At 57.4% G+C, this 24,093-nt stretch carries 18 protein-coding genes, 1 tRNA gene and 1 pseudogene; 13 read left to right on the top strand and 7 right to left on the bottom strand.

Going from position 1 to position 24,093, the window contains the following annotated elements; genetic code table 11:
• Both AB4090_RS12700 and AB4090_RS12695 read left to right on the top strand, forming a co-directional pair.
• Nucleotides 1–3,063: an efflux RND transporter permease subunit gene (locus AB4090_RS12700; RefSeq protein ID WP_369574255.1), complete on the top strand. Its 3,063-nt coding sequence runs from the start codon at nt 1–3 to the stop codon at nt 3,061–3,063.
• Between the two features lie 88 nt (nt 3,064–3,151).
• Complete coding sequence (locus tag AB4090_RS12695; protein ID WP_369574254.1) at nt 3,152–3,595, top strand: rhodanese-like domain-containing protein; 444 nt, start codon at nt 3,152–3,154, stop codon at nt 3,593–3,595.
• Nucleotides 3,596–3,631: 36 nt separating this feature from the next.
• On the opposite strand, the gene AB4090_RS12690 is transcribed toward AB4090_RS12695, so the two are convergent.
• A complete protein-coding gene (locus AB4090_RS12690) occupies nt 3,632–4,432 on the bottom strand; it encodes a DNA-formamidopyrimidine glycosylase family protein (protein WP_369574253.1) in 801 nt (266 codons plus the stop codon).
• A 173-nt stretch (nt 4,433–4,605) separates the two neighbouring features.
• Here AB4090_RS12690 and hemC point away from each other — a divergent pair, with 173 nt between their 5' ends.
• The 4 genes from hemC (at nt 4,606) to AB4090_RS12670 (ending at nt 7,974) form a co-directional block, all read left to right on the top strand.
• The gene (hemC, locus tag AB4090_RS12685) at nt 4,606–5,523 is read left to right on the top strand and encodes a hydroxymethylbilane synthase (protein WP_369574252.1); all 918 of its coding nucleotides are present in this window, start codon (nt 4,606–4,608) and stop codon (nt 5,521–5,523) included.
• Entirely contained in the window at nt 5,520–6,308 is a 789-nt protein-coding gene (locus AB4090_RS12680; protein WP_369574251.1) for a uroporphyrinogen-III synthase, read from the top strand. The genes hemC and AB4090_RS12680 overlap by 4 nt, the downstream gene beginning before the upstream one ends.
• Nucleotides 6,305–7,291 carry a porphobilinogen synthase gene (hemB, locus tag AB4090_RS12675; RefSeq protein ID WP_369574250.1) on the top strand — a complete coding sequence of 329 codons (987 nt, stop codon included), beginning with the start codon at nt 6,305–6,307 and terminating at the stop codon, nt 7,289–7,291. Before AB4090_RS12680 ends, hemB begins: the two co-directional genes overlap by 4 nt.
• A gap of 86 nt (nt 7,292–7,377) precedes the next feature.
• Complete coding sequence (locus AB4090_RS12670) at nt 7,378–7,974, top strand: TonB family protein (RefSeq protein WP_369574249.1); 597 nt, start codon at nt 7,378–7,380, stop codon at nt 7,972–7,974.
• Here the strand turns inward: AB4090_RS12670 and AB4090_RS12665 are convergent.
• Nucleotides 7,971–9,221 (bottom strand): EAL and HDOD domain-containing protein, encoded by a 1,251-nt coding sequence (locus tag AB4090_RS12665; protein ID WP_369574248.1) that lies wholly within the window; start codon nt 9,219–9,221, stop codon nt 7,971–7,973. The two genes, AB4090_RS12670 and AB4090_RS12665, sit on opposite strands and share 4 nt — an antisense overlap.
• A complete protein-coding gene (locus AB4090_RS12660; protein WP_369574247.1) occupies nt 9,218–9,757 on the bottom strand; it encodes a protoglobin domain-containing protein in 540 nt (179 codons plus the stop codon). Before AB4090_RS12660 ends, AB4090_RS12665 begins: the two co-directional genes overlap by 4 nt.
• 628 nt (nt 9,758–10,385) lie before the next feature.
• Between AB4090_RS12660 and AB4090_RS12655 the strand changes: the two genes are divergently transcribed.
• The 7 genes from AB4090_RS12655 to AB4090_RS12625 all read left to right on the top strand — a co-directional run bounded on the left by AB4090_RS12655 (nt 10,386) and on the right by AB4090_RS12625 (nt 20,993).
• The gene (locus AB4090_RS12655) at nt 10,386–11,717 is read left to right on the top strand and encodes a helicase RepA family protein (RefSeq protein WP_369574246.1); all 1,332 of its coding nucleotides are present in this window, start codon (nt 10,386–10,388) and stop codon (nt 11,715–11,717) included.
• On the top strand, nt 11,695–12,561 hold the full coding sequence (locus AB4090_RS12650) for a hypothetical protein (RefSeq protein ID WP_369574245.1): 867 nt from the start codon (nt 11,695–11,697) through the stop codon (nt 12,559–12,561). The genes AB4090_RS12655 and AB4090_RS12650 overlap by 23 nt, the downstream gene beginning before the upstream one ends.
• Before the next feature lie 1,259 nt (nt 12,562–13,820).
• Nucleotides 13,821–13,949 (top strand): hypothetical protein, encoded by a 129-nt coding sequence (locus AB4090_RS12645; RefSeq protein WP_369574244.1) that lies wholly within the window; start codon nt 13,821–13,823, stop codon nt 13,947–13,949.
• Complete coding sequence (locus AB4090_RS12640) at nt 13,946–14,887, top strand: PfkB family carbohydrate kinase (protein WP_369574243.1); 942 nt, start codon at nt 13,946–13,948, stop codon at nt 14,885–14,887. The genes AB4090_RS12645 and AB4090_RS12640 overlap by 4 nt, the downstream gene beginning before the upstream one ends.
• A 56-nt stretch (nt 14,888–14,943) precedes the next feature.
• Complete coding sequence (locus AB4090_RS12635) at nt 14,944–17,049, top strand: HAD-IIB family hydrolase (RefSeq protein ID WP_369574242.1); 2,106 nt, start codon at nt 14,944–14,946, stop codon at nt 17,047–17,049.
• Nucleotides 17,050–17,058: 9 nt separating this feature from the next.
• Entirely contained in the window at nt 17,059–19,437 is a 2,379-nt protein-coding gene (locus AB4090_RS12630) for a sucrose synthase (RefSeq protein WP_369574241.1), read from the top strand.
• A 140-nt stretch (nt 19,438–19,577) separates the two neighbouring features.
• Complete coding sequence (locus tag AB4090_RS12625) at nt 19,578–20,993, top strand: MFS transporter (protein WP_369574240.1); 1,416 nt, start codon at nt 19,578–19,580, stop codon at nt 20,991–20,993.
• Nucleotides 20,994–21,147: 154 nt separating this feature from the next.
• On the opposite strand, the gene AB4090_RS12620 is transcribed toward AB4090_RS12625, so the two are convergent.
• From AB4090_RS12620 to AB4090_RS12605, 4 genes and pseudogenes are all read right to left on the bottom strand, one after another.
• On the bottom strand, nt 21,148–21,435 hold the full coding sequence (locus tag AB4090_RS12620; protein WP_369574239.1) for a YrhK family protein: 288 nt from the start codon (nt 21,433–21,435) through the stop codon (nt 21,148–21,150).
• 329 nt (nt 21,436–21,764) lie between these two features.
• Nucleotides 21,765–22,205: pseudogene (locus AB4090_RS12615) on the bottom strand (transposase); the annotation flags it as partial.
• Between the two features lie 513 nt (nt 22,206–22,718).
• Nucleotides 22,719–23,762: a site-specific integrase gene (locus AB4090_RS12610; protein WP_369574238.1), complete on the bottom strand. Its 1,044-nt coding sequence runs from the start codon at nt 23,760–23,762 to the stop codon at nt 22,719–22,721.
• Between the two features lie 110 nt (nt 23,763–23,872).
• A tRNA-Lys gene (locus tag AB4090_RS12605) sits at nt 23,873–23,948 on the bottom strand.
• Nucleotides 23,949–24,093 lie beyond the last annotated feature (145 nt).

Here is a 24,093-nt window from a genome sequence, read left to right as displayed (position 1 = left end):
ATGAAGATTACCGAATCCTTCATCCGTCGGCCGGTGCTGGCCATTACCCTGACCCTGGCGCTGTTTTTCTTTGGCCTGCGCTCTTTGGGGATGTTGCCAATCACCGAATATCCGCCCACCAACAGCAGCATGGTGACGGTGACCACCCACGATTTTGGGGCGACCCCCAAGACCGTCAACGCCTTCATCACCGCCCCCCTGGAAAAGGCCGTGGGCCAGGTGCCGGGGATTAACTACATGACGGCAGTGAGTGAGGATGGCCTGTCGATCCTGACCCTGTATATGCGCATGGGCGAAAACCCCAACGCCGCCCTGGCCCAGGTGCAGAGTAAGGTGAATACGGTCTTGAACCAATTACCACCGGGCATTATGCAGCCGGTGGTGCAGGAGATGCCGGGCTCGGGGGCGTACCTAATGTACCTGAGTTTTCATGGCAAGGGCTTCAACCAGCAGCAGATTACCGACTATTTGACGCGGGTGGTACAGCCGGCCATCCAGACCGTGGCGGGGGTAGGGGTGACCTCCATCCTGCCGCCGGGTACCGGCCCCAACGGCAACACCTTTGCCATGCGCATCTGGCTCAACCCCCAGGAGATGTCGGTGCTGGGGGTAACCCCGGTCCAGGTCCAGGCGGCGCTCAAGGCCAATGACTTCGTCGCTGCCGTAGGCCGCCTGCGCGGGGAATACACGGCGGTGTCCCTGAGTGCCAATACCGCCTTGCATACCGTGGCGGAGTTCCAGCAACTGGTAGTGACCACGGTAAAGGGCGTACCCGTCCATCTGGATCAGGTAGCCAAGGTCTCCTTGGGCGCCCAGACCTATGATTCGTCGGTGCTGGTGGACGGCAAGCCGGCGGTGAACCTGGGCATTATGCAGGCACCCGGTAGCAACGCCCTGCAGGTGGCGGCAGGGGTGAAGAAGGTGATGCACACCCTGAAGGGGGAAATGCCCGCCGGCATGCAGGGCTATGTGCTCTATGATGGTGCCAGCTTTGTCCAGGACTCGGTACACGAGGTTCTGGTGGACATTGGTCTGGCGCTGCTGATCGTGATCCTGGTGGTGTACTTTTTCATGGGCTCGTGGCGGGCGTTGATTGTGCCGGCCCTGGCCATCCCCGCCGCCATGATCGGCGCCATGAGCATTGTCCACGGCCTGGGCTATACCCTCAATTTGTTGACCCTATTGGCGATGGTCCTGGCCATTGGCCTGGTGGTGGATGACGCAATCATCGTCGTCGAAAACGTCCATCGCCACATGGAGCACGGGGCCACGCCCCTGCACGCGGCCATTGTCAGCGCCCGCGAGTTGGCCAGCCCGATCCTGGTCATGGCGACGACCCTGATGGCGGTGTTTGCGCCCATGGCCTTCATCGGCGGCTTGGTGGGGCACTTATTCAGCGAGTTTGCCTTTACCATTGTCGCCACGGTGTTGCTGTCCATGATTGTCGCCCTGACCCTGGCCCCCATGCTGGCGTCGCGGGTGCTGAAGCCCGGCCACGCCACCGGCATGGCCCTGCGCATTGAGCGTCTGTTCAATGGCCTCAAGGGCTGGTATGGCCGGCGGCTGGCGGCCAGCCTGCGCTTCTGGCCCGCCATTGTCACCCTGGCCTTTGCCCTGACCCTGGGCATTGTTGCCCTCATGGCCATCAGCCCTAGCGAACTGGCCCCGCCCGCCAATCAGGGCATCGTCTACGTCAATGGCGTCGCCCAACCTACCGCTACCCTAGAGTACATGGACGCCTACGACCGTTACCTGACGCAATCGGTGTTCGACCATATCCCCGCCGGCAGCCATAGCTTTGCAGTCAACGGGGTGGGGATTGGCGGCATGCTGCTCAACAATGAGGTGATGGCCGGTCTGGTCCTCAAGCCCCAGCGTGGCGCCGTCACCACCCAGCAGGTGCGGGCGAAAATTCAGAATCTGGCAGAACAAGTACCGGGGATGAAGTTGTCGGCCTTTGGTCTGCCGCCCTTGCCAGGGGCCGCCGTCGGCCTGCCGGTGCAGTTTGTCATCACCAGTACCGGCGGCGGTTACCCGCAACTGGATGCTACGGCACGCAAGCTCATTCAGCAGGCCAAGGCCAGCGGTCTGTTCAGCTTCGTCTGCAAAAATCTGAAGTACAACAATCAGATCCAGCAAGTGGTCATCAACCGGGAGATGGCGGCGAGTTTTGGCCTGAGTATGGCCGACATCGGCAAAAACCTGGAGACGCTGTTGGGAGGCAACTACGTCAACTACTTTGACATGGATGGCCTGAGTTACCGCGTGGTGCCCCAGGTACCCCCGGCGCTGCGGGCCAATCCCGATTTTCTCAAGGATTACACCATCAAGACCCCCAGCGGTGCCCAGGTGCCCCTCTCGACCTTTGTCAGCCTCAAGGCCGAGCCGGCACCCACCTTTTTACCCCAATTCCAGCAGTTGCCGGCGGTGTTCATCGAGGCCAACCCGGCGCCGGGGGTGTCCCTGGGTCAGGCGCTGGACTTCTTGCGCAGCCACGCCGACCTGCCCGCCGGCGATGCCATCCACTATGCGGGTGTCTCCCGTCAGTACATGGCCCAGGGCAGTAGTCTGCTGGTGACTTTTGCCTTTGCCTTGCTCATGGTGCTCCTGCTGCTGGCGGCGCAGTTCAATGGCTTCCGCGATGCCTTGGTGGTGCTAACGGCGGTGCCGGTGGCCCTCTTTGGGGCGCTGCTACCCATTGCCCTGGGCCTGTCCAGCATCAATATCTATTCCGAAGTCGGGATGGTGATGCTCATCGGCCTTATCGCGAAACAGGGGATTCTGATCGTCCAGTTTGCCCGGCAGTTGCAACAGGAACGCGGCCTGGACAAACGCACGGCGGTGGTAGAAGCCGCCGCCCTGCGCCTGCGCCCCATCCTTATGACCGTGGCGGCTATGATCGCCGGGGCTGTCCCGCTGCTCTTCGCCGCTGGCGGCAATGCCGATGCCCGCTTCTCTATGGGTTTGGTCATTGTCAGCGGCTTGGGGTTTGGGTCTTTGGTGTCGCTCTTTGTGGTGCCGGCGTTTTATGTGTGGTTTGGGAGCAAGTTGCACCGTGCATAATGCAGCCGGAAAACCGGCCCCAATGAGAAATGGTTCTTGCTTGCCGCTTTCCGGTAAGATGCGTTAATTGCGTACAAGGAGAGGCGTTATGGAAACTGAAGAGATTCTCACGCGAGCGGCGCAGCGGGTCCAAGGCAAAAAACATGCTGGCGACCTCACAGCAGAAGAGGCGCATACAGTGCTGCGGGAACATCCCAAGGCCAAACTGGTAGACGTGCGTTCGCACCCGGAATTGGAATTCTCGGGTTTTGTCGAGGGCTGCTGCCATGTACCGTGGAAACTTTACCCCGGTATGACGCCCAATCCAGATTTTGACCAGCAGATACAGGCAGTCACCAAACCAGATGATGTGCTCCTGCTTCTTTGCCGCACCGGGGGTCGCTCTACCGAGGCCGCCGAGCACTTAAGCGAGCTAGGTTATCGGCACGCCTACAACATCCTCGGCGGCTTTGACGGTAAGGGCGACGAAAAGGGGCAACGTGGAAAGTTGGAGGGCTGGAAGGCCAGCGGCCTGCCTTGGCGTCATCCCTGACACCTCTCCCAATTGGGATTTGTTTTTGCGGGAGCCCTACACCTGACAGGCAGGACAGAACAGCGCTGTCTTGCCGCCTACCGCGAGCTGCTCCAAGGCACCGCCACAGGAGGGGCAATGCCCATCCTCGCGGTGGCGAGTAACGAAGGTCTTCGGTAACAAGGGAGTCTTCGCCTGGGAACGCATAACCCGATGCAAGACTTGCGGGATCTGTTCAAGAAAGCGATCACGCTCTTCTTCGCTAAGGCTGGGAACTGTGCGATCCGGGCGCAAACGCGCCTGAAAAAGGATCTCGTCAGCCCAAAGTGGGCCAATTCCCGTCACAAAGCTGTCGTCGAGCAGCACATTGCGCAGCGCGCTGCGGCGCCGAGCCAACGATTCGCGCAACTGACGTAACCCCTCCACTGGGACAAGCAATGGGTCGGGTCCGAGTTTGGTAAGAAAATCTACATCACTACCCTCATCAAGCAAACGCAGTCGCGTCCCCAATTGCGTCCCCTGCAAGCGCAGGCGGAGCTGGGCATTGATCGCCAACTCCAGACCGGCACGGTTTTCGCATCCCTCTTCGGGTGGAGCGCCGCGCTCAAGCTCCATGGTCAAATCGCCCCCGAGCTGCAGGGCGAGAATCTCGCGCCGGTCGAGCTCCCAGAAGATTTGCGTACCATAACGGTGGATATCGGAAATCTCTTTCCCTTGCAAGGCATCTTCCGCAAGCCCACCAGCTTCGGCGAGTTGCTCGCCCTTGGCATTCTGCAGACGCAGTGCCCCAAGTTTTTTGCGCAGCACATTCCGCTGCAATTTCTGTTTGAATAATTCAATTTCGGGCAATCCTGCCATTTTCTTTTCTCTCTGACCGTAATTTACCCGCTAGTCTACCGCGCCTCAACGCCAAGCGGAAACCAGGCCTACACCCATGAGGATACATGCAGGGTCTGCACGGTAACCGCTTGACAGGAGGAGTGGCACTGCTAAGGTGGAGGGCGTTTTCCGCCAGCCGACGAAATTACGCCATGAATCCTTTGCGCATTGGTACTCGGGCCAGCCCCCTAGCACTTTGGCAGGCAGAGCATGTGCGTGGGTTGTTGCTTGCCCGTGATCCCTTCTTGGCCGTGGAATTGGTACCCATGACCACAACGGGCGATCAGGAATTGGCGGCGCCTTTGCACCAGATTGGCGGCAAAGGTCTCTTCGTCAAAGAGATCGAGAGTGCGCTGCTGGCACACGAAGTTGATCTTGCCGTACATTCCATGAAGGACGTTCCAGCCATGCAGCCTAACGGTCTGGAACTGGCAGCGATCCTGGAGCGCGAAGACGTACGCGATGCCTTTATTTCCAGCCAATACGAAAATGAAATCGCACTACCGAAGGGCGCTCGGATCGGGAGTTCGAGCCTGCGCCGGCGGGCGCAATTATTGCACCGGCGTCCTGACCTACAGGTGGAGGATCTGCGCGGCAATGTGGCGACGCGTTTGGCCAAGCTTGACAGCGGCCAGTACGACGCCATCATCCTTGCGGCGGCCGGACTGAAGCGTCTGGGCATGGAGGAACGCATCCGCAGTTTCTTTGCGGTCGAGGACTCCTTGCCCGCGGTAGGACAAGGGGCGATCGGTATCGAAATCCGTACCGACGATGAAAATACCCGGGCTTTAGTGCTACCCCTCACACATCAGGAAACCAGTCTTTGTGTACGCGCAGAACGGGCCATGAACCGCAAATTGGGCGGCGATTGTCGACTACCGGTCGCCGCCCTCGCGCATTGGGAAAACGAAAGCTTGCACCTGGAAGGTCGAGTGGTTAGCCCTGATGGAAAAACCGTATTGCGCGCGCGCGGCTCTGGCACGGATCCCTCCGTGCTTGGCGAGAAGGTCGCCGAAGATTTGCTACAGCAGGGGGCGGGCAAAATTATACAGGAGTTACAACCAGCATGAGCGCAAGTTTGCAGAAAAAGGGCATTGTCGTTACCCGTCCCAAGGAGCAATCCGCCGAATTGATTGCCGAGTTGCAACGCCTTGGCGCTCGGCCCATTGCCTTCCCCGCCTTGCAAATTGACGCGCCGGATACCTGGCATTCGCTGGATGATGCCCTGGATCGCATCAACGAGTTCGACTGGGCGGTATTCACCAGCCGCAATGCCGTGCACTTTGCCCTGAGCCGCTGGCAGAGTCGCGGGCAGCAGGATTGGCCGAAAAAACTTCGGGTTGCTGCGGTAGGACGGGAAAGCGCCAAGGCCCTGGCAGAATTTGCTATCGAGGCCACCTTGGCCCCCAAGCGCGCGGGGTCGGAGAGTTTGTTAGATAGCCCAGAATGGCAGGAAGTCGCGGGACAACAGTTTGCCCTCTTTGCTGGCGACCAAGGCCGCGAGCTCATCGAGCAAACCCTCAGCCAGCGCGGCGCTGCGGTGGAGAAGGTGTTCTGCTACCGGCGCGTTGTACCCGGGGCCAATCCTACACCACTCTTGCATGCCTGGGCGCGTGGCGAGCTGGATGCCGTTACCGTCACCAGCCCAGAAATTTTTCACAATTTTTATCAGATGGTCGGCGGGCTCGGGCAACGCTGGCTGAAGAAGACGCCGATCATCGCCATCAGCCCGCTAACCGCAGAGGCAGTGACGAGCAAAGGCCTGCCAGCGCCCTGGATCGCCCCCGAAGCCAGCAATGCTGGTTTGATTACTGCCCTGGAAGAATGGGCACAAGAGCAGGAGAAAACGGCATGAGTTTCTGTCGTTCGCGACATCAACCGCGGCGTCTGCGCCGGCAAGTGGCCATGCGTGCGTTGTTGCGGGAAACCCATCTGCGCCCGAGTGACTTCCTGCTGCCAATCTTTCTGGTGGAAGGCGACGACATCCGCAGCGAAATCTCCAGCATGCCCGGCGTCTATCGACACAGCATCGACTCCGCTCTGCGCCTCTGTAGCGATGCCGTTGCGCGTGGCATCCCCGGAGTGCTGCTCTTTGGCGTACTGGAGGCACACACAAAAGACGCAGTTGGCAGTGCCTCGTGGGCAAGTGAAGGTCTGGTGCAGCGCGCCAGCCGCGCCATCAAAGAGCGCTTTCCGGAGCTGCTGGTCATCGCCGATGCCTGTTTTTGCGAATATACCGATCATGGTCACTGCGGCGTGCTTGACGCTCATGGCGATCGCGATGACAACGCCACACTGGAAAATCTGCAGCAGCAGGCCCTGTCTTATGCCGAGGCGGGGGTAGACATCATCGCCCCATCGGGGATGGTAGATGGCATGGTAATGGCGATTCGCGAGGCCCTGGACGCGGCGCGCCACGAAAACATCGCCATACTCTCGTATGCAATCAAATACGCCAGTGCCTTTTACGGCCCCTTTCGTGATGCCGCCGACAGCGCTCCCAGTTTTGGGGATCGCCGCGCCTATCAAATGGACCCCGCTAATCGCCGCGAAGCCTTTCGCGAACTGGCGCTAGACCTGGAAGAAGGTGCTGATATGGTGATGGTGAAACCGGCCATGGCCTATCTGGACCTGATTCGCGATGTACGCGAGCGCTGTAATTTCCCGGTCTTTGCCTATCAGGTATCGGGGGAATACAGCATGCTGCGCGCTGCCGCCCAGGCGGGCTATCTGGATTTGCGCAACTCAGTAGTGGAATCCTTGCTTGCCATCAAACGTGCGGGTGCCGATGGCATCATCACCTATTCAGCGCTGGAGGTTTGTGACTGGCTCCAGTAAACCCAGCGGCTTCCCATCATCGTCGATCTATGACTCGAGATCTGTTGGGATTACTCGTTTTCTGGCTCAGAGTCGGCCTCATTCGTATGGTTCTACGTCTGGGTCGGCTATTTTTGCCACGTGCTGCTGATCTAGATCAACTTTTCCCCTGGCTCCTGGCGGCTACCGCAGTCGTGGGATCTCTCCTTTTGCTTTTTATCGCCGTACTCCTGCCCGAGAGATACCAAACGCAAAAAACACTAAGGGCGCATGACTCTCGTATTGAAATCACTTTAGCGCCGCTGCCTCGGCTCAACCAGTTTCATCCGGCCACCGACATCCCGAGCTTGGCACATGGCGCCGGGCTAGCAAGCAGCGAACAGAGTCCGGAAACACTACCAACTGCTGCCAAGCAAAAGGAACTGGCTGCCTATCTCTTACTCTGGCAAAAGCACATTCTTACCTTAGCCAAGTCGCCGCTCACGACGCAAAAGCTCCCGATCGGAAAAATCGTGGTAGCTGTCACGATATCGGCTTCCGGGCAACTCTTGCGCATCCAAATAGTACAGGGCGAGCAGAACCGTGCGCTTGCACAGGCAGTGCGGGAAATCTTGATTGCTGCCGCACCGTTTCCACCCTTACCCTCAGCGTGGCAAAGCCCACCACAAAACCTGCGTATTATTCGTACCTGGAATTTCCACTAGCGTGGTAACGCCGCTGTCCACGCCATGGCTTCCAAAGCCAAACGATTCACACTCGCGATCGGCACGCCCGCATGCTTGGCCCACTGCTGAACCGCCTGGTAGTCCCCCTGTTCTATACTCTCTAAGAGCTGCAGCAATACCCCGTCCTCACCTTCGCGTTCCAGTAATGCCGCAGTGACCGAAGGGTGCAATTTCAGTTCGCCCAAGAGTTCCGCCAATGGTTGGTCGAACAAAGCATCGATCAGAGACAGCATTCCCACCAGGAATGACCGATGCAAAGCCTCTGGCGCCTGCTCCAGATGCGCACTTTCCATGCGTAGGAGCTCAGCAAGACGCGCGCGACTACTTGCCATTGCCAGCAGGGAATGTTTGCGTGGCCCCTGACTGGTAAACATCAGAAGGGTAAGCCAACGTTGCAGGGGTACCCGTCCCAGGACGAGCAGCGCTTGGCGAATACTGTCAATTTCTCGGCCCCGCCGCATACCTGCGGAATTGAGATAACGCAGCAATTGAAACGATAAGGTTGGATCGTGCCGAAAGCCCTCCTCAATCTCGTCAATTGGGCCATCCCCAGACAATAGGTTTAACAATTGAAAGAGATTTCTTTGATCATTGCCAACATGACGGCTGGAGACGATCTGTGGGCGCATAAAAAAATACCCCTGACTCCAGTCGAAACCATTGGCAAAACAAAAATCTGCCTGCTCTCGCGTCTCCACGCGTGTAGCAATGAGTAAGGGCATGCGGGTGGCATATTTCTGTGCGCGGACAAGCTTCAATAGTTTTTGAATTTCTGACACATCAAGAGAATTAACATCGATCTTTACGTAGTTTACCCAACGCAAAAGGGCAACTTCCCACACTTGCCCAGAAAATCGATCGAGAGCTATCCGAAACCCACTTTGCTTCAGGTATTGCACTTTGCCAAGAAAGTCGCGATCCGGGTTTTCGGTAATCGTAAATTCAGGAACTACCCGCTCACAAGGAAATAGTTCTAATGTTTTCTCATCAAACAAGCTATTTGTAAAATTTATGAATGCTTTTTTTCCATCCAGAAGTTGCTCCAGCTGATAGATTGAAAACACCTTTACCAAAACTTGCGCTGAAGCTAAAAATGGGTCTTCTGTTGGACTATACTCTTCACGCGCCAACAATTCATACGCTTGCACATTACCCTTGCCGTCAAGAATCGCTTGTCGGGCTACGAGGTCAAGACTTGCGGCTATTTTATCAGTTGTATCATTCATACGGTCATCAATCGGTCGAGGAGAGACTTGGAGATCCCGGTGACCTCTAGTAAACGGCTAGTATATGCCCGATCCGTGAGGTATTGACACAAATCAAGGAGGCGCAATGTAGCGGCGGTCAGGGCTCCGTCTGGAAACTCCCGTGCAATTGCGTTTTTACCAAAGGAATGAGGCAATGCCGCGCGCAAAAAACTCATCACAAAGGCATTGTACAGAGGCGGAATTTTATGCTGAACATTTCTTTCCCCCAATTTCTCTTGTTGACGCAAGAAACTTTCATCATGCGGGCCGGAAAAAAGATCTATGAGCCATTGGGCAAGATGTGCCGAATAGTTGACATAGGCCTGGCTGAGCTTGGCTGCAATTTCAGGTCGTTGCGAAAGATTGGTTTGTAACAAATCCACTATTTCTGGGACAATCGGGACTATTTTTGGTGCAGCTTGCTGCAGCAAACAAAGATCATCTGCAGTAATCCCGGCTATTGCAACAAAAACCTGTAGTTGTGGGTCCTGCTGCGCAAACTGTAGCAAATCCATCAAAACCCTCCAGGTTATCAACCGTCCCTGCTTCCAGGTGCAACCGGCCTGATCGCACTTCCCAACACCCCAGCGTATCAGCGGCTGCCAATCTATAGAGAAGCGAGAGAACTGTGCGCCTCATCTAGGCTTGGAGCCATACCACCGACACAAGAAAGATTAGTGCATATCTGGCGCTTTGCAAGGGATTACCGCCCAAGCTACGAAACGCTCGCAGATTCTGGAGCGATTTTTTGTCCGAGGATGTGACCGCAGACCAAAGGTTCAACTGAAAAATGACTCTAGTATGGTGGGAGCGGAGGGATTTGAACCCTCGACCCACGGCTTAAAAGGCCCAAAAAGACCCTTTTCTAATCAATGCGTTGCATCATAAGTTATTAAAATCATTGCACTTTCATACACGCCCATACCCGCTCAAACACGGCCAAACACAAAGTCAGTGGAGCGAAATTGGAGCGCGGAACCACATTCCCTAGAACAGAGTATCTCATCATCCTCACCCCAATGAACAGACAAACAGACCATATCCCGCACGGTCCGGCTGACGTGTACGTCACCATAACATCAAGCCAGAGATCAGGTCCGCTACATCCCTATAGGTGACAGGAATCGATTTGAGGGGCCTGTCATGAACAAAGAAAGCTGGAAACCGTTGGACCTGCACGGCGCGTTTGCCAAAGGCTACATCACGCCTGAGCGTTGTGCGGAAATTATGCGTATGGGCGAGATCGCCGTCAGGAATCGCCGCCGGGTTATCAATACATCCACGGCGGAACGCCACGCCCTCTGGCTGGCAGCGATCGAAGATGGCTGGATTGGCAGGTACAACAACGAGGGCTATGACACAGAGCGCGAATATTTCCTGCGCGAGGCCATCACCGAAGCCCTGCAACACGAGTCCAAGACTGCGGCGGGGCTGCAGAGCGTGCAGCCGGTCTCCGCGCTCTGGATGGTCGAAACACCCCCCGAACCTTTGGACTTCATTCTGGGCGTATACGGTTTTGTGCGGGTGACCGTTGGCATCCTGACGGCGGCGGGTGCCACGGGGAAGAGCTTCTTTGCCTTACAACTTGCCATTGACATCGCCACGGGTGCAAACCTGCTGGGGATGGGCCTGACGACGGGCAGGGTCGCCTATCTATCGCTGGAAGACCATCAAAACATCGTACATCACCGGACGTTTGCCATCGGCCAGCATCTGGACCCGACGGCGCGAGCGCGACTGCACCCCGAAAACCTGTCGATTCTGCCTTGTGTCGGCACCCGCGTGGACGTGGAAGTCGAAGAAGCGGAGATCATCGCCCGGTACCGGGGATACCGGCTCATTATCGTGGACACCCTGAGCAAGGCCCACAGCTATGAGGAGAACAGCAATTCGGAAATGTCGCGGCTATTGGTCATCCTCGACCGGATCGCACGGGACACCGGCGCCGGGGTGCTGTTCCTGCATCACGTAGCGAAAAATGCCGATGGAAAAAGCCAGCATGCGGCACGTGGCGCATCGGCCATCACCGACAACGCGCGCTGGGCGGGGTATGTCCAGCGGCTATCCGTAGAGGATGCGGAGCACGCGCAGACGGCAGATGGCGAGGACATTGAGAGCCAGAATGCTTGGAAGTATATCTGCTTCAACTGCGCCAAGCCCAACTACACCCAACCCACGGACCCTTGCTGGTTCAGCCGCGAGGAAGGCACCGGCGTACTCCTACCCACAAAATTGCAGGAAAAGACCGATCCAGAGGGGGACGAACGGGCAGCGGCAGCAAAGAGGTTGATAAAGGGCAAGAAACGGGGCAACAGCAAGCCCACGCCACCACCCACGCCGGGCGCGACGATGGGTAACTCCTATTACGCGGGCAAAAACGGAGACAGCCTCACCGACAGGCATCAGAGCATGGACGAAGTGGTTCATGGGATATTCACAGAGGAACCGGGGGATGACGACGATGCGATTTTCTAATCACAAAACGGCAGACGCCGCAGCGCCCAAGAAGCTCACGCGCATCGCCACGGCCCATGAGAGCCAGCTACCGATGTTCCAGCCCTCGCGCCGTCCGGCGACCATCGTAAAGCGGCATCACGAAACCGCGTTCGGCAGCATCACGGTCAGTGGTAAGCTGGGGCAGGGACACCGTGACCTGCTCGATGCGCTGCTGTTGCATCGTGAGAAAAAGCATTTCAAGGACGGTGGGCGACTGAGCGTGCTGGTAGACCCGTACCAGATTCGCAAGGCGATCAGCGCAGGGCGCACACCTCTCCCCTACAACTACATCCACAAACTACTGGAAGACATGCGACAGGCCCGCGTTGAAATGATCTGGGACGACGGCAAACAGCACCACCGCATGACAGAAGGCATCATTGCCCTCTTCGAGGAAGCATCAAGCAAGCCCGTTACCCACGGCACCTGCAACTTTGCCCATAGGGACGATGATGGTGGTGACAGCGACCGTCGCGCAATGCTCAAGGTGACGTTTAGCAAGGCCATGACGTATCTGCTGAGGGACGATCAGAACATCCACTACAAGCTGGCACCGATTGTCAGCTTAACGCATGGACTGTCCCAAGCCATTGCCCGCTACTGCCTGTCACACACGAGCGTACACGAGACGTTCGAGGGGATATGCGCGCGGGTCGGATTTGACACGGGCAGTAAAAACCCATCCGCAGCACGAAAGGCGAAGATGGAACTCCTGATAGATGCCGCAGCGCTTGCGGCGTTGGGCGTCGAAGTCAAAGAAAACGGCAGCGTCCATCACACAGGATCAAGGGGGGACCGTGTTACCCATATTCCTGGGAAATAAGCTGCGCGTTACCCATATTCCTGGTTCCTATCAAGATATTCATCAAGGGAATATCAAGATATAGGCATTCCCCGTTGGGGATGCCCGCCCTTGAGGGGCGTGCACCCAACGGGGGTGGTAACGGGTGGAGGGAAAAAGGAAGGGCCGGGGACGGCGGCAACATCTTTTTTCTTTTCCCATCACCACCACCCGCGATAGCGGATGATGCAGGGGGTGATATCTGCGCAAGCGATGTACCGGTCGCGGGCTGCTGGACAGCGGCAGGAATCGTGATGGTGGACGCCAGTGCGCGGGCGCGTTTGACGATACGGCGGGCGCTGGTGGCGCTAAAAGAGTTCTCGATTCCTTATTCATAGCCACCCATGACCTCTATAGGGATCTGCGAGACCTGATCGCATGTTTTTGGTGAAAGGAGCGGGATGGTCGTGCGTGGTCCGTGTGAATATTGTGCAATTCACTGTAAAACAATGTGATTTTTTTGATGGGCGTGTGAAGTTTGTGTGAAAGTAATGTGAAAACCGTGTGAATCTAGGGGCGTGAGTGTGAATGTGGTGGATATTGATGTGAATCTAGGGACGTGAGTGAGGTTTCGGTGTGAGCTTTGTGTGAAAACTGTGTGCTGGCGCGAAATCGGCGGGCGGGGATGTAGGGCAGGGTAAGGGGTGGTAGGACAATTCCGCTATCGCCACTTTGCCTACACCCCGCCCTGTTCAGGGCTACGCCCCGAAACCCCGATCGCCCCTCTTCGCACGTTGTTTGTCGCGGGGTTTGGCCGTTGGCAGCGTTGTAATGGTAAGGAGAAATGTCAGAGCTTTTCAGTAATGTGGCTGGCCGTCATACAGCTGGGGCACACTCCCATAAACCTAGAAGAGGCTTTTAACACGGAAATTCGGTTTACAAGAGAGTCGGCATGCTCAGCAAGCCTTTTCGCGCGTCGTTGCGCGATCGGCCTTGCGCTGCCGACCAGATAATAGGCCCCAGCCGTCTCGGTCGCAGGGGACATTACTGCTTGTAGCTTACATCTAGTTTGAATGTTATGTTGCTCTGGTCCAGGACTGGTGGCACTGCACCGAAACCTTCGTGCAGCTCCTGAGCCCGGCGCGGGACGACCTCCCCTGACGCGCCCCGCAGTATAGCGGGGGCCTGCCGGCGTCAGGTACCCTGGCCATGGCGGCTGTGGGGGGTGTCTGCGTCCACCCTTAACGCCCGACGCTGCCTATGCTATAGCTGGTGGGTGCCCATCTGGGGGAGGCGTGCCCATGGCGGTCCAACAGTATCGACATACCATCCAGTCCACCAATGCATTGCATCCCGGTACGGCTGCGCTGTCACTGACGCGGGGCAACGTCGTCACCTGGCACGGACGTGCCAAGGTGGCAACCCGATGATGCGCCATGATGCCCCAGCCCCAACAGCGAAGGCCCCGCGCCCGCCCACGGCGACGGGCGGCATCCTCTTTGGCGAGTGCCTGGTGGACGATTTCGGTGCCCTTCAGCGGCCAGGTGGGGCGCCCTTCAATGTTGCCCAACATCTCTGGGGGCTGGGCATGGCACCGCGCTTTGTCAGCCGGGTGGGAGACGATGATAGCGGTCACTTGTTGCGGGAACGGGTCCGGGGGGCGGGAGGCGACCCCCAGGATCTGCAGGTGGACGCCCGGTTACCGACGGGGCGGGTCCGGGTGCACCTGCAGGGGGATGGACAGCACCACTTCGAGATTCTGCCCCATCAGGCTTACGATGCCATCGAGATCCCCGTGCCCCTGGCGCAGACCATCCCCTGGCTCTACCACGGTACCTTGGCGCTGCGGGAAACAGGTGCCAGTAGCAGCACTTGGCGCACACTCTGTGCGCGGTCGTCGTGGCGCTTCGTCGACATCAATTTGCGTGATCCTTGGTGGCATCCCCAGCGTTTGCGCGAACAGGTGCGGGGAGCGTCTATACTTAAATTGAATGTTGAGGAATGGGCCACCTTGGCGGCCTGTTTTGGCTGGTCCGTTGCGGCGCCACAGGACGTCCGTATGGCGTCCTTGGCGCGGCAGATGGAGGTGGATGCCGTCCTTCTGACCTTGGGTGCGCAAGGCGCGGCCTTTTGGGAGTCGGGCACCTTTCTGCGGCAAGATGCCGTTGCCATGGCTCAGGTTCAGGATACGGTGGGGGCGGGGGACGCCTTTACGGCGGGTTGGCTGTGGGGCTATCTGCGGGACGAGCCTCCCCAACGCTGCCTGCAGCGGGGGGCAGATCTTGCGGCGTCGGTCTGCGGTATGGCCGGTGCCCTCCCGGATCGTCCCGATTTTTATCGGCGCATTTTGCAACAGTGGGGGGTCTGAACAACCCGCGAAGAGAGGTGAATCGATTGCCGGAACAGGATGGTCTTTACATTCTCATGTTGAGCATCCACGGTCGGGTCTGTGCGAACCCGGAGCTGGGAGCGGATGCGGATACGGGCGGTCAGATAGCTTACGTCCTCGAAGAAATGCAAGCCTTGGCACGCGACCCGCGTGTCCAGCGGATAGATCTACTCACCCGTCTTTTTGATGATGCTGAAACCCGTCCTATCCATGCGGACAGGCGGGAGCGCTTGGGGGACAAGGCGCAAATCGTGCGGTTACGGGCGGGGCCGGCACGCAAATATCTGGCCAAAGAAAGGCTATGGGACTATCTCGATAGTTTTGTGGATGCGGCCCTCCAATTTTTACGCCACGAAGCCGCCATCCCCGATTTGATTCACAGCCACTACGCAGATGCGGGATATGTCGGTATCCGCTTGTCGCGCTTGCTGGGTATTCCGCTGCTACACACCGGACATTCGTTGGGGCGGGATAAACGCCAACGCTTGCTGGCGGCGGGGCGCAACGCCGACAGTATCGACCGCCAGTTTCATTTTCCCCACCGTATTGCCGTGGAAGAGGCCATCCTCGACGAGGCGTCGCTGGTTATTGCCAGTACCCGCCAAGAGGTGGAAGAACAGTATGGTTTGTATGATCACGCGGATGCGCCGCGTTTTGCGGTTATCCCACCGGGCGTTGATCTGCATCGGTTTTCCGCGCCAAAGCGCGGGCAGAGCTCGCCCCTGCTCCCCACCCTCCAGCGCTTTCTGGAGCGCCCGCGTCAGGCGCCGATTTTGGCCATTGCCCGCCCCGATGAACGCAAAAATCTCATACGTCTGGTGGAAGCCTATGGAGCGGCACCGGATTTGCGTGCACAGTTCAATCTCATTTTGCTCATGGGCCAGCGGGACCAGATCCAAGATTTGCCCCGTAGTGCCGCCAAAGTCACCAGACAACTGCTATATGCCATTGATGGCTACGATCTTTATGGGCAGATCGCCATTCCCAAGCATCACGAACCCGATGAAGTCCCGGAATATTACCGCTTTGCGGCCATGCACCGGGGGGTCTTCGTCAATGCCGCCTTGACGGAACCTTTTGGCTTAACCCTCTTGGAGGCGGCTGCGTCCGGGGTGCCGGTGGTGGCCACCCAATATGGTGGGCCGCGCGACATTTTACGATTTTGTCGTAACGGCATATTGGTGGACCCCTTGTGCCGAGAGGATATTCAGCAGGCCATCCGTCAGCTCGGCAACAATCGCAAGTTCTGGCTCAAAGCCAGTCGCGCGGGATTACAGGGTGTACGGCGCGTGTACACTTGGGATGCCCATGCGGGACGTTACCTGACAGAAATCGAAAAGATTCTGCGGCGCCAACGCAAACAGTTGCGGCGGGAGCGATTGGTACACCACGGAGCGGGGCGGCGGGTGTTGCCCTTGGCCACCCATCTGCTGATCAGCGATATTGATAACACCCTGGTCGGCGACCCCGCCGGACTGGAGGAGCTGTTGCTATGGCTGGATAAACATCCCAAAGTCGCTTTTGGCGTGGCGACGGGTCGGAATTTACGCCAGAGCATGGAGGTGTTGCGCGACCATCACGTGCCGGATCCGGATTTTTACATTACGGATGTGGGAACCCGCATCACTTATGGCAAGAACCTGCGCGAAGATCCCGATTGGCCGGTCCATTTGCGCCATCGTTGGTGGCGCGATGGCGTCACTCAGGCCCTGAGCGACATTCCCGGTCTGCGCCTGCAAGAGAAGTTCACCCAGAGTGAATTCAAGGTGAGCTATTACTTTGATCCCAAACGCCCGCCAGCGGTGACAGAACTCCACGACCGTTTGCGCCATCGCCAAATTGCCGCCCATGTCGTTCAGTCTCATGGGCGTTATCTGGACGTATTGCCCGCACGCGCGTCCAAGGGGCACGCCATCCGCTTTTTGGCCTTTCGCTGGGGATTGCCTTTGCAGTCGGTATTGACCGCTGGCGATTCGGGTAACGACGCCGACATGATGGGCGGCGAAATATGCGGAGTAGTGGTGGGCAATCACAGCCCAGAACTGCGCCGCCTGCGGCAGAAACCGCACATCTATTTTGCCGATGCCTTTTATGCCTGGGGGATTATGGAAGGCATCCAACACTACGCCTTTGCCCAATAAGGAGCGCCCATGTCAGACGATCTGCAGCAGTGTATTGCCCATAACGGCCATTGTGTATCCAGCCTGATGCGCCATTTGTTTCAGCAGCAGCGGACGTTTTTGCTGTATACCGATCTGCAGAAATCCTTCGCCGAATTCGCGAGCCAATACGGTGGGGATAGCGAACTAAAGGTCTTGGAACGTTTCTTTAGTCGTTTGCAGGAATCCATCATGGCCGATCCCTGGTGGTATATGGCGTGGCGGCCGGGACCAGGACGCTGGGAATATTGGCGCCTGCATCGCGAACATTTGCACTTGGAAGCCTTGGAGGTAGCCGATTATCTGGCTTTCAAGGAAAGTCAGGTATTGCCACCGGCAGCAGCGAATGCAGCGGTATTGACGGTGGACTTTGAGGATTTCCAGACCGCCCCTTATCGTCTGCGTGACGAGGCCACCATTGGCCAGGGATTGATGTACATGAATCGGCGTTTGGCCGGAGCGCTGTTTGCGGACATTGCCAAGGGTCGGCAGAGCATTCTCGATTTTTTGGCGCTACACAAGTTGAACGGCCAATCGCTGATGGTGCGCGGTGATACGCCGGATTTTGAGACCTTGCGGGAAACCGTCCAGTATCTCGGTACCCTGCCCAAGACGACGCCCTGGACGGACATCGTGGGGGAGATGACGCGTCGGGGTTTTGCGCCGGGCTGGGGGGATTGTGCCGGGCGCGTGCGCGAGACCATGCGCTTACTCATGGATCTGCTGGATGCACCGTCGGCCGAAAGTCTGGAAGCTTTCATTGACCGCATTCCCATGATTTCCCGTATATTGATCTTGTCCATTCACGGCTGGTTTGCCCAAGACAAGGTACTCGGGAGACCGGATACTGGCGGACAAATTGTTTATATCCTGGATCAGGCACGCGCCTTGGAACAGGAAATGCGCGCGCGTCTGCAACGTCAGGGCGTGGACATCATCCCCCGTATACTGATCGCCACCCGCCTGATCCCCGATGCCGATGGCACAACCTGTAATCAACGTTTGGAGGCGGTCCACGGCGCCGAAAACGTGCAAATCTTGCGGGTTCCGTTTCGTTATCCCAACGGCGCAGTACATCCCCATTGGATTTCGCGATTTGAAATATGGCCCTGGTTGGAACGCTATGCGGAAGACCTGGAGCGCGAGCTATTGGCGGAGTTTGGACACCGTCCCGATCTACTGATCGGCAATTATTCGGACGGCAATATGGTGGCTTCCCTACTCAGCGAGCGGCTGAACGTGACACAGTGCAACATTGCCCATGCCCTGGAAAAAAGCAAATATCTCTACAGCGACCTCTATTGGCGTGATCATGATGCCAGCCACCATTTTGCCTGCCAGTTTACGGCGGATCTCATCGCCATGAATGCCGCCGACATCATCGTCGCCAGCACCTATCAGGAAATCGCCGGTAATGAACAGGAAGTGGGGCAATATGAAGGCCATCAGAACTACAGTCTGCCCGGTTTGTATCGGGTAGAGAACGGGATCGACGTCTTTGACACCAAGTTCAATATCGTCTCACCCGGCGCTGATCCGCATTATTATTTTTCCTATGCCCGTACTGCCGATCGTCTCAATTTCTTGCAGGAGGACATTCAGAAACTGTGCTATTCGGAAACCCCTGAAGTGGATCACCGGGGCATGCTGCAGGATCCCCAAAAACCCATTATCTTCAGCATGGCGCGCATGGACCACATCAAAAATCTGAGTGGCCTCGTGACGATGTTCGGGAGCTGTGCGCGGCTCCGCAAGCTAGCCAATCTGGTGATCATCGGTGGTCACGTCGATCTGCACGCCTCCCAGGATGCAGAAGAGCGCGTCGAGATCCAAAAAATCCATGATGTGATGGATCACTACGATCTGGATGGACAAATGCGCTGGATCGGTGCGCTACTGGACAAGCGTCTGGCGGGAGAATGGTATCGCCATGTGGCCGATGGTGGTGGATGTTTCGTGCAGCCCGCCCTGTTCGAGGCATTTGGCTTGACGGTCATCGAGGCCATGAGTTCTGGACTCCCCGTATTTGCCACCCGTTTTGGCGGCCCGTTGGAGATCATTGAGGATAAGGTCTCGGGTTTTCATATCGACCCCAATAACATCGCTGGATCGGCCACGAAATTGGCCGATTTTCTGGAGGCTTCGGCCGCAGACCCCAGCATCTGGAAGGCCATTTCCGATGCCGCTCTCGCCAGGGTCAGTGCCCAATACACCTGGCAACACTATGCCACGCGCATGATGACCTTGGCGCGCATTTTCGGATTCTGGCGCTATATGCGCAAGACCGATCGGCGCGCGGCACGGCGTTATCTGCAGATGTTTCAGCACTTGCAGTGGCGGCCGCTGGCCCAAAAGGTGCCCCTGGGCTAGGTTTTCCCTCCACCTTAGCGGGACGTTGCCGAACATTTGCAATCAATCCCAAGGGAACCAATGGCTGGAATGGTCATCCATATATTTTATGCAGTGCTATCTGCTGCTTTGGACCCGACCCGCTCTCCGGAGGTGTAATCATGGCAGATGCTCCCCAGGTAACGCCCGGCCCAACACCTGAAGAATTCCTGGCGCAGCGTATCCGTCTGGCGCAGGCACGCTTGGCACGCCTGCGCCAAGTACTAGCGTCACCACGACGCTGGATTTCCATTTGGTTTCTGGCCTACGCCCTACTTGGCGCAGTATCGTCGGGGCTGCTCCCCATTCTGCTGCCGCTGATGATCGTTGCGCTTACGCACCACCTGAGCTGGGTCGCCTACGTCATGGGTGGGTTTAATTTGGGCCTGCTCAGTTCGCCCCTGTGGGGTGGACTGGCCGACCGTCGCCGCCTGCACCGCCCCATTTTCTTTGCAGGTTTTGTGGCGCTAGTGGTGGCCCTGGCTCTCATGCCGTTTGTGCCAGGGGTTTATACCTGGGCGGGATTGTCACTGGTGGCGGGTGCGGGTACGTCGGCGGTGGCCACCATGGCCAGTTTATTTGTTGTGGAATTCGATCCGCAAAATCAGTGGGAACCTCGACTGGGCTGGCTGCAGACTTTCAATGGTGGGGGGCAGGTGGCCGGACTGTTGGTGGCAGGCATTTTCGTCAGTGATTTCAAATGGGGCCTGATTTGTTCGGCGCTAGTGTTGTTGCCGGCGCTATGGCTGGGCGCGAAAGGGCTGCCGGCAGGTTCCCAGAGTGATTGGCCCGCACAAATCGGGCAACACATGCGACGCGAACTGGACTGGCGCTTTCTCGCCAATTTTGGTCGCCCTGAATTACTGGGAGGTGGACTCCTGCGCTTTTCCCACCATTTATCCGTGCATGGCGTCAAACAGTTGGGAGCCATTGCCCATACGCGCTTTGGGCGCTTTTTATTTTCGTGGTTCATCGTTGCATTTGGGGTCGCTGCTTTTTTTGCCTATTTCCCCGTCGCCATGCAAAAAGCCTATGCCGTAGCGCCCGCGTTGACGTCCAGTACCTATGCGGTCACTGCCGCCATTGCCCTGGTGTTGTATTCCGTGGGTGGCCAGTTGTCCGGCAAGTATGGTGCCGGAAGGGTATATCGCTGGTCACTGATCCTTCGCTTTATTGGGTTTGCGTTGCTCCTGGGTGTGTTTTTCTTACCCATACCCAAAGCGTTGATTGCGTTGCTGGGCTTCGTCTTGATTATTCTCGCCTGGCCTCTGCAAAGCATTTCCGGGATGACCCTGACCGCGCGGCTGACGCCTCTCAGCCAAGGAGCGGCCATGGGTTTGTTTAACGCCAGTGGTGCCGTGGCAACCGTGGTCGGCACTTTTCTGGGCGGGCCGCTGGTGGCTGCCATCGGATATCCCGCCCTCTCGGCCATGGCACTCATTGGTATTTTACTGGGTTGGCTATCGGGTCACGGACTGCAGGCCGAGGCGCCAACGGGTGCTATGGTGACGTCGCGTCCGGCGACGGCCCAAAGCTGACGCGCGGCCGCTTTTGTCCTAAGTATGCTGGCACCCGTGCTGATGCCAGAAGCCCGTATGTATCCCCAACCCCTTCGCGACCCCGAAACGGGCATCGTGACTGTCCATGGTGAGCCGCAGATTTTTCACTGTAATCACTGAGGTATTTGTGCTCTTACATGTCCCAGCTGCTGCCGGTGATTCTTTTGACATGGATATTACGCGCCAAACGGATGCTCGGGCGGATGAGCAGCTCGGCACTACCAATGACGAAAAGCCACACGCCAGCTGTCTCCATGCTGGGATAGAAAAAGAACACACTCCCCACCAGAAACAAGATACCAATCAAGAAATCATTGATGATACTGATAGTTTCGTAGCGGTTGCGGATGACCAGTTCATCCCTGCCAAGGTGGAGTGTCACCTTCTGAAGGGTGGGTTGGGCGCGCGGGTCTGTCGGCAAAGGTATCCTCCTGTAGCAAATTGCAGACTGGGCATCGCTCGCGGTACCCAGCTCAGGCAACATTACACTTACATATAGAGTAATGCCACCAGCACCGAGGCAATTCAAGCAGGCAGGCAGGCAGGCAGCCCAAAAGCGTGGCACGGGCATCGGCTGTAGAGTCCTAGAGACCCAGCCGATGTCTAGCAGGCTGCGAAAAACCTGAAATAAAATCTGCTGGGCACCTGATTTTCTCGAAAAACGCGGCCTGAAGGAACTTCTAGACGGCTTTTGTGCGGTTTTTCTAGTCACTTTGCTCGATTTCCCGAAGGCTAGCCGCAGCACTCCCATCACGCCATCCCCAGTCGTACCATACGCACCAAATTGTAGGCGGTGGACACCAAGGCGAAGTGCAGACCCACACGATCCAATCCCCGGAATCGCGTTTTGCGCATCCCGCCCACGGTCTTCATCCAGCCAAAGATCGATTCGATCCGCTTGCGCACGCGAATGCTGATGGTGTACCCGACGTGACGGGTGGTCCGGCCATCAGCCGCTGATCCCTTGCATTTGCGAGCCACAGGAGGGACATTACGGTCACGAAGATTCTGCACAAATTCGTGCCGATCATAGCCCTTGTCGGCTCCCAAGGTAATGCTCTCCGCGCCGCCCAGATCCTCGATGAGCTGCACTGCAGCATCCACCTCTGCAGTTCCATCTGCTGCAGTGACCTGCTCTCCAGCGATCAAGCCATGGCGGTTATCCACGAGCACATGCCCCAGATAAGCCAGCGGCACAGCATCCCTCGCTGCTAGCCAGGAGAGCGAGTAGTCCCCGGTAGGCTTCGCGGTTGGGTCGCGTTTGCAGCTCGCAGCAAATTATGTCTGCCAAGCTTACAGTAGCAACAGGTAGCAGCCCTATCGCCAATAAACCCTTCGTCCCATATCCACCACTACCGCAGTCCCGCCCCGTAAGCCGTTACTCCGTTCATGACTTGCCCCTGTCCCGCATCGAACGCATCCGAATCAAGGCGCACGGTCAGTCAGAACCCCGCAAGGCCCAACGATTGCGCCTGGTTGGTTAGAACAGCGATCAGGTCCGCCACATCCCCATAGTCATAGGAACTTCCATTGGGGATTGACGACATGGCACGGAAATACACAACGGTTCTCCGGTTGCGAATATCGCCGGAGGAGCATCAGGCGGCAATGACGCAAGCCCCTTTGCGTCATGAGACGCTTTCCGCTTTTGTCCCCAGATTGATCGTCGCCACGGTGTCCGCATTGCTGACACCCTTTCGGCCATCACCCCAGCAGCTTCGCCAGGTCTTCCGCCCTAAGATGCGTATAGCGTTTCAGCATCTGCAAGGTCTTGTGCCCCGTGATGGCCGCCACCTGCATGGGGTTCAGACCTTTCTCAAAAAGACGCGATGTGGCTTCATGGCGCAGGTCGTGAAAGCGCAGGCCCTCGACGACTGCCCGCTTGCAGGCGCGAGTAAATGCCAACTTGCAGACTGCGTTGTAGGTGGTCGGGAATACCCGGCCATCTACCGAGCGGGGCAGGGCCCGTAAGGTCTCCACGGCCAATAATGACAGCGGCACCGTGCGAGCCGTGCCGTTTTTTGTCTCCGGAAGAAATGCGGTGCGTCGATTCAGGTCCACATGCTTCCAGTACAAACCCTCGCCGTCTGGCCCCTCCACGATTTCCCCTGCACGCATGGCCGTCTCAATGGCTAAGCGCACAACGGGAAAAAGCCAGGGGTTCCTGGATTTCCTGCAGGCATCCAGCAGCCGCGCTTCCTCGTCATTCACCAGCCGCCGGTCCCTTGGCTTGGGCATCTTGGGTTTGGCTACCATAGCGGTGGGGATGCCGCCGGGCAGAGCAATCCCCCATTCCATGACAGCTTTCTTCAAGGCCCTTTGCAGCAATCCAATCTCATGTTTTACGGTTTGCGGGCCAAGCAGGCGACCGGTTTTCGCACTGACCGTTGCAAGACGCTGGTCCCGATACCTGGCAACCAACGATGAAGTGATCGCAGCAAGCGAGTATTGACCCATACCCTCTTGCAGGGCGCGAAGTCTGGACATTTCGCGGGCACCGCCTTTCAGATTCGGCAGGACTTCCCGAGCATATCGGTCCAGCAGATCATGCAGTGTGGTGTTCTCGGATTCAGTCCTCGACACAAACACGCTTTTATCCATTTCACTCTCGATCGCTCTCGCCCACCGCTCGGCTTCGGACTTGTTGCGAAAGGTTTTGACCTGTGACGGATAGCCTTTCTTGCGTATGCGGACCTGCCAACCGATGCGAACGTCTTGGTCGTCGAATCTGGGTGAAATGGTAGCCATGCGCACATCTCCGCGACAGCGAATCTGTAGTTAGTGTCGCGCCAGTGTCGCGGAAAATCAACTCGGCATGAAAAAATGGCCTAGACACCAGCCTTAATCATTGATTTTATTGGTGGGAGCGGAGGGATTTGAACCCTCGACCCACGGCTTAAAAGGCCGCTGCTCTACCGACTGAGCTACACCCCCTAGGGCGGTGAATTATGCGTTGTCCATACCCAGGGGGTCAACTCCTAGCCTCTTCCAATGACACATGAGCCTGAAGGGAGGGCGTGATTCCAAGGTGAAGTGAGCCTGAACGGTCTGAGTTTGGGATCATCGGAGGATGATCGTG

The sequence above is a fragment of the Acidithiobacillus sp. IBUN Pt1247-S3 genome (assembly GCF_041146875.1).
Classification (GTDB): domain Bacteria; phylum Pseudomonadota; class Gammaproteobacteria; order Acidithiobacillales; family Acidithiobacillaceae; genus Igneacidithiobacillus.
The sequence above is the reverse complement of the archived record's forward strand: the minus strand, read 5'-3'. Positions and strand labels throughout refer to the sequence as shown.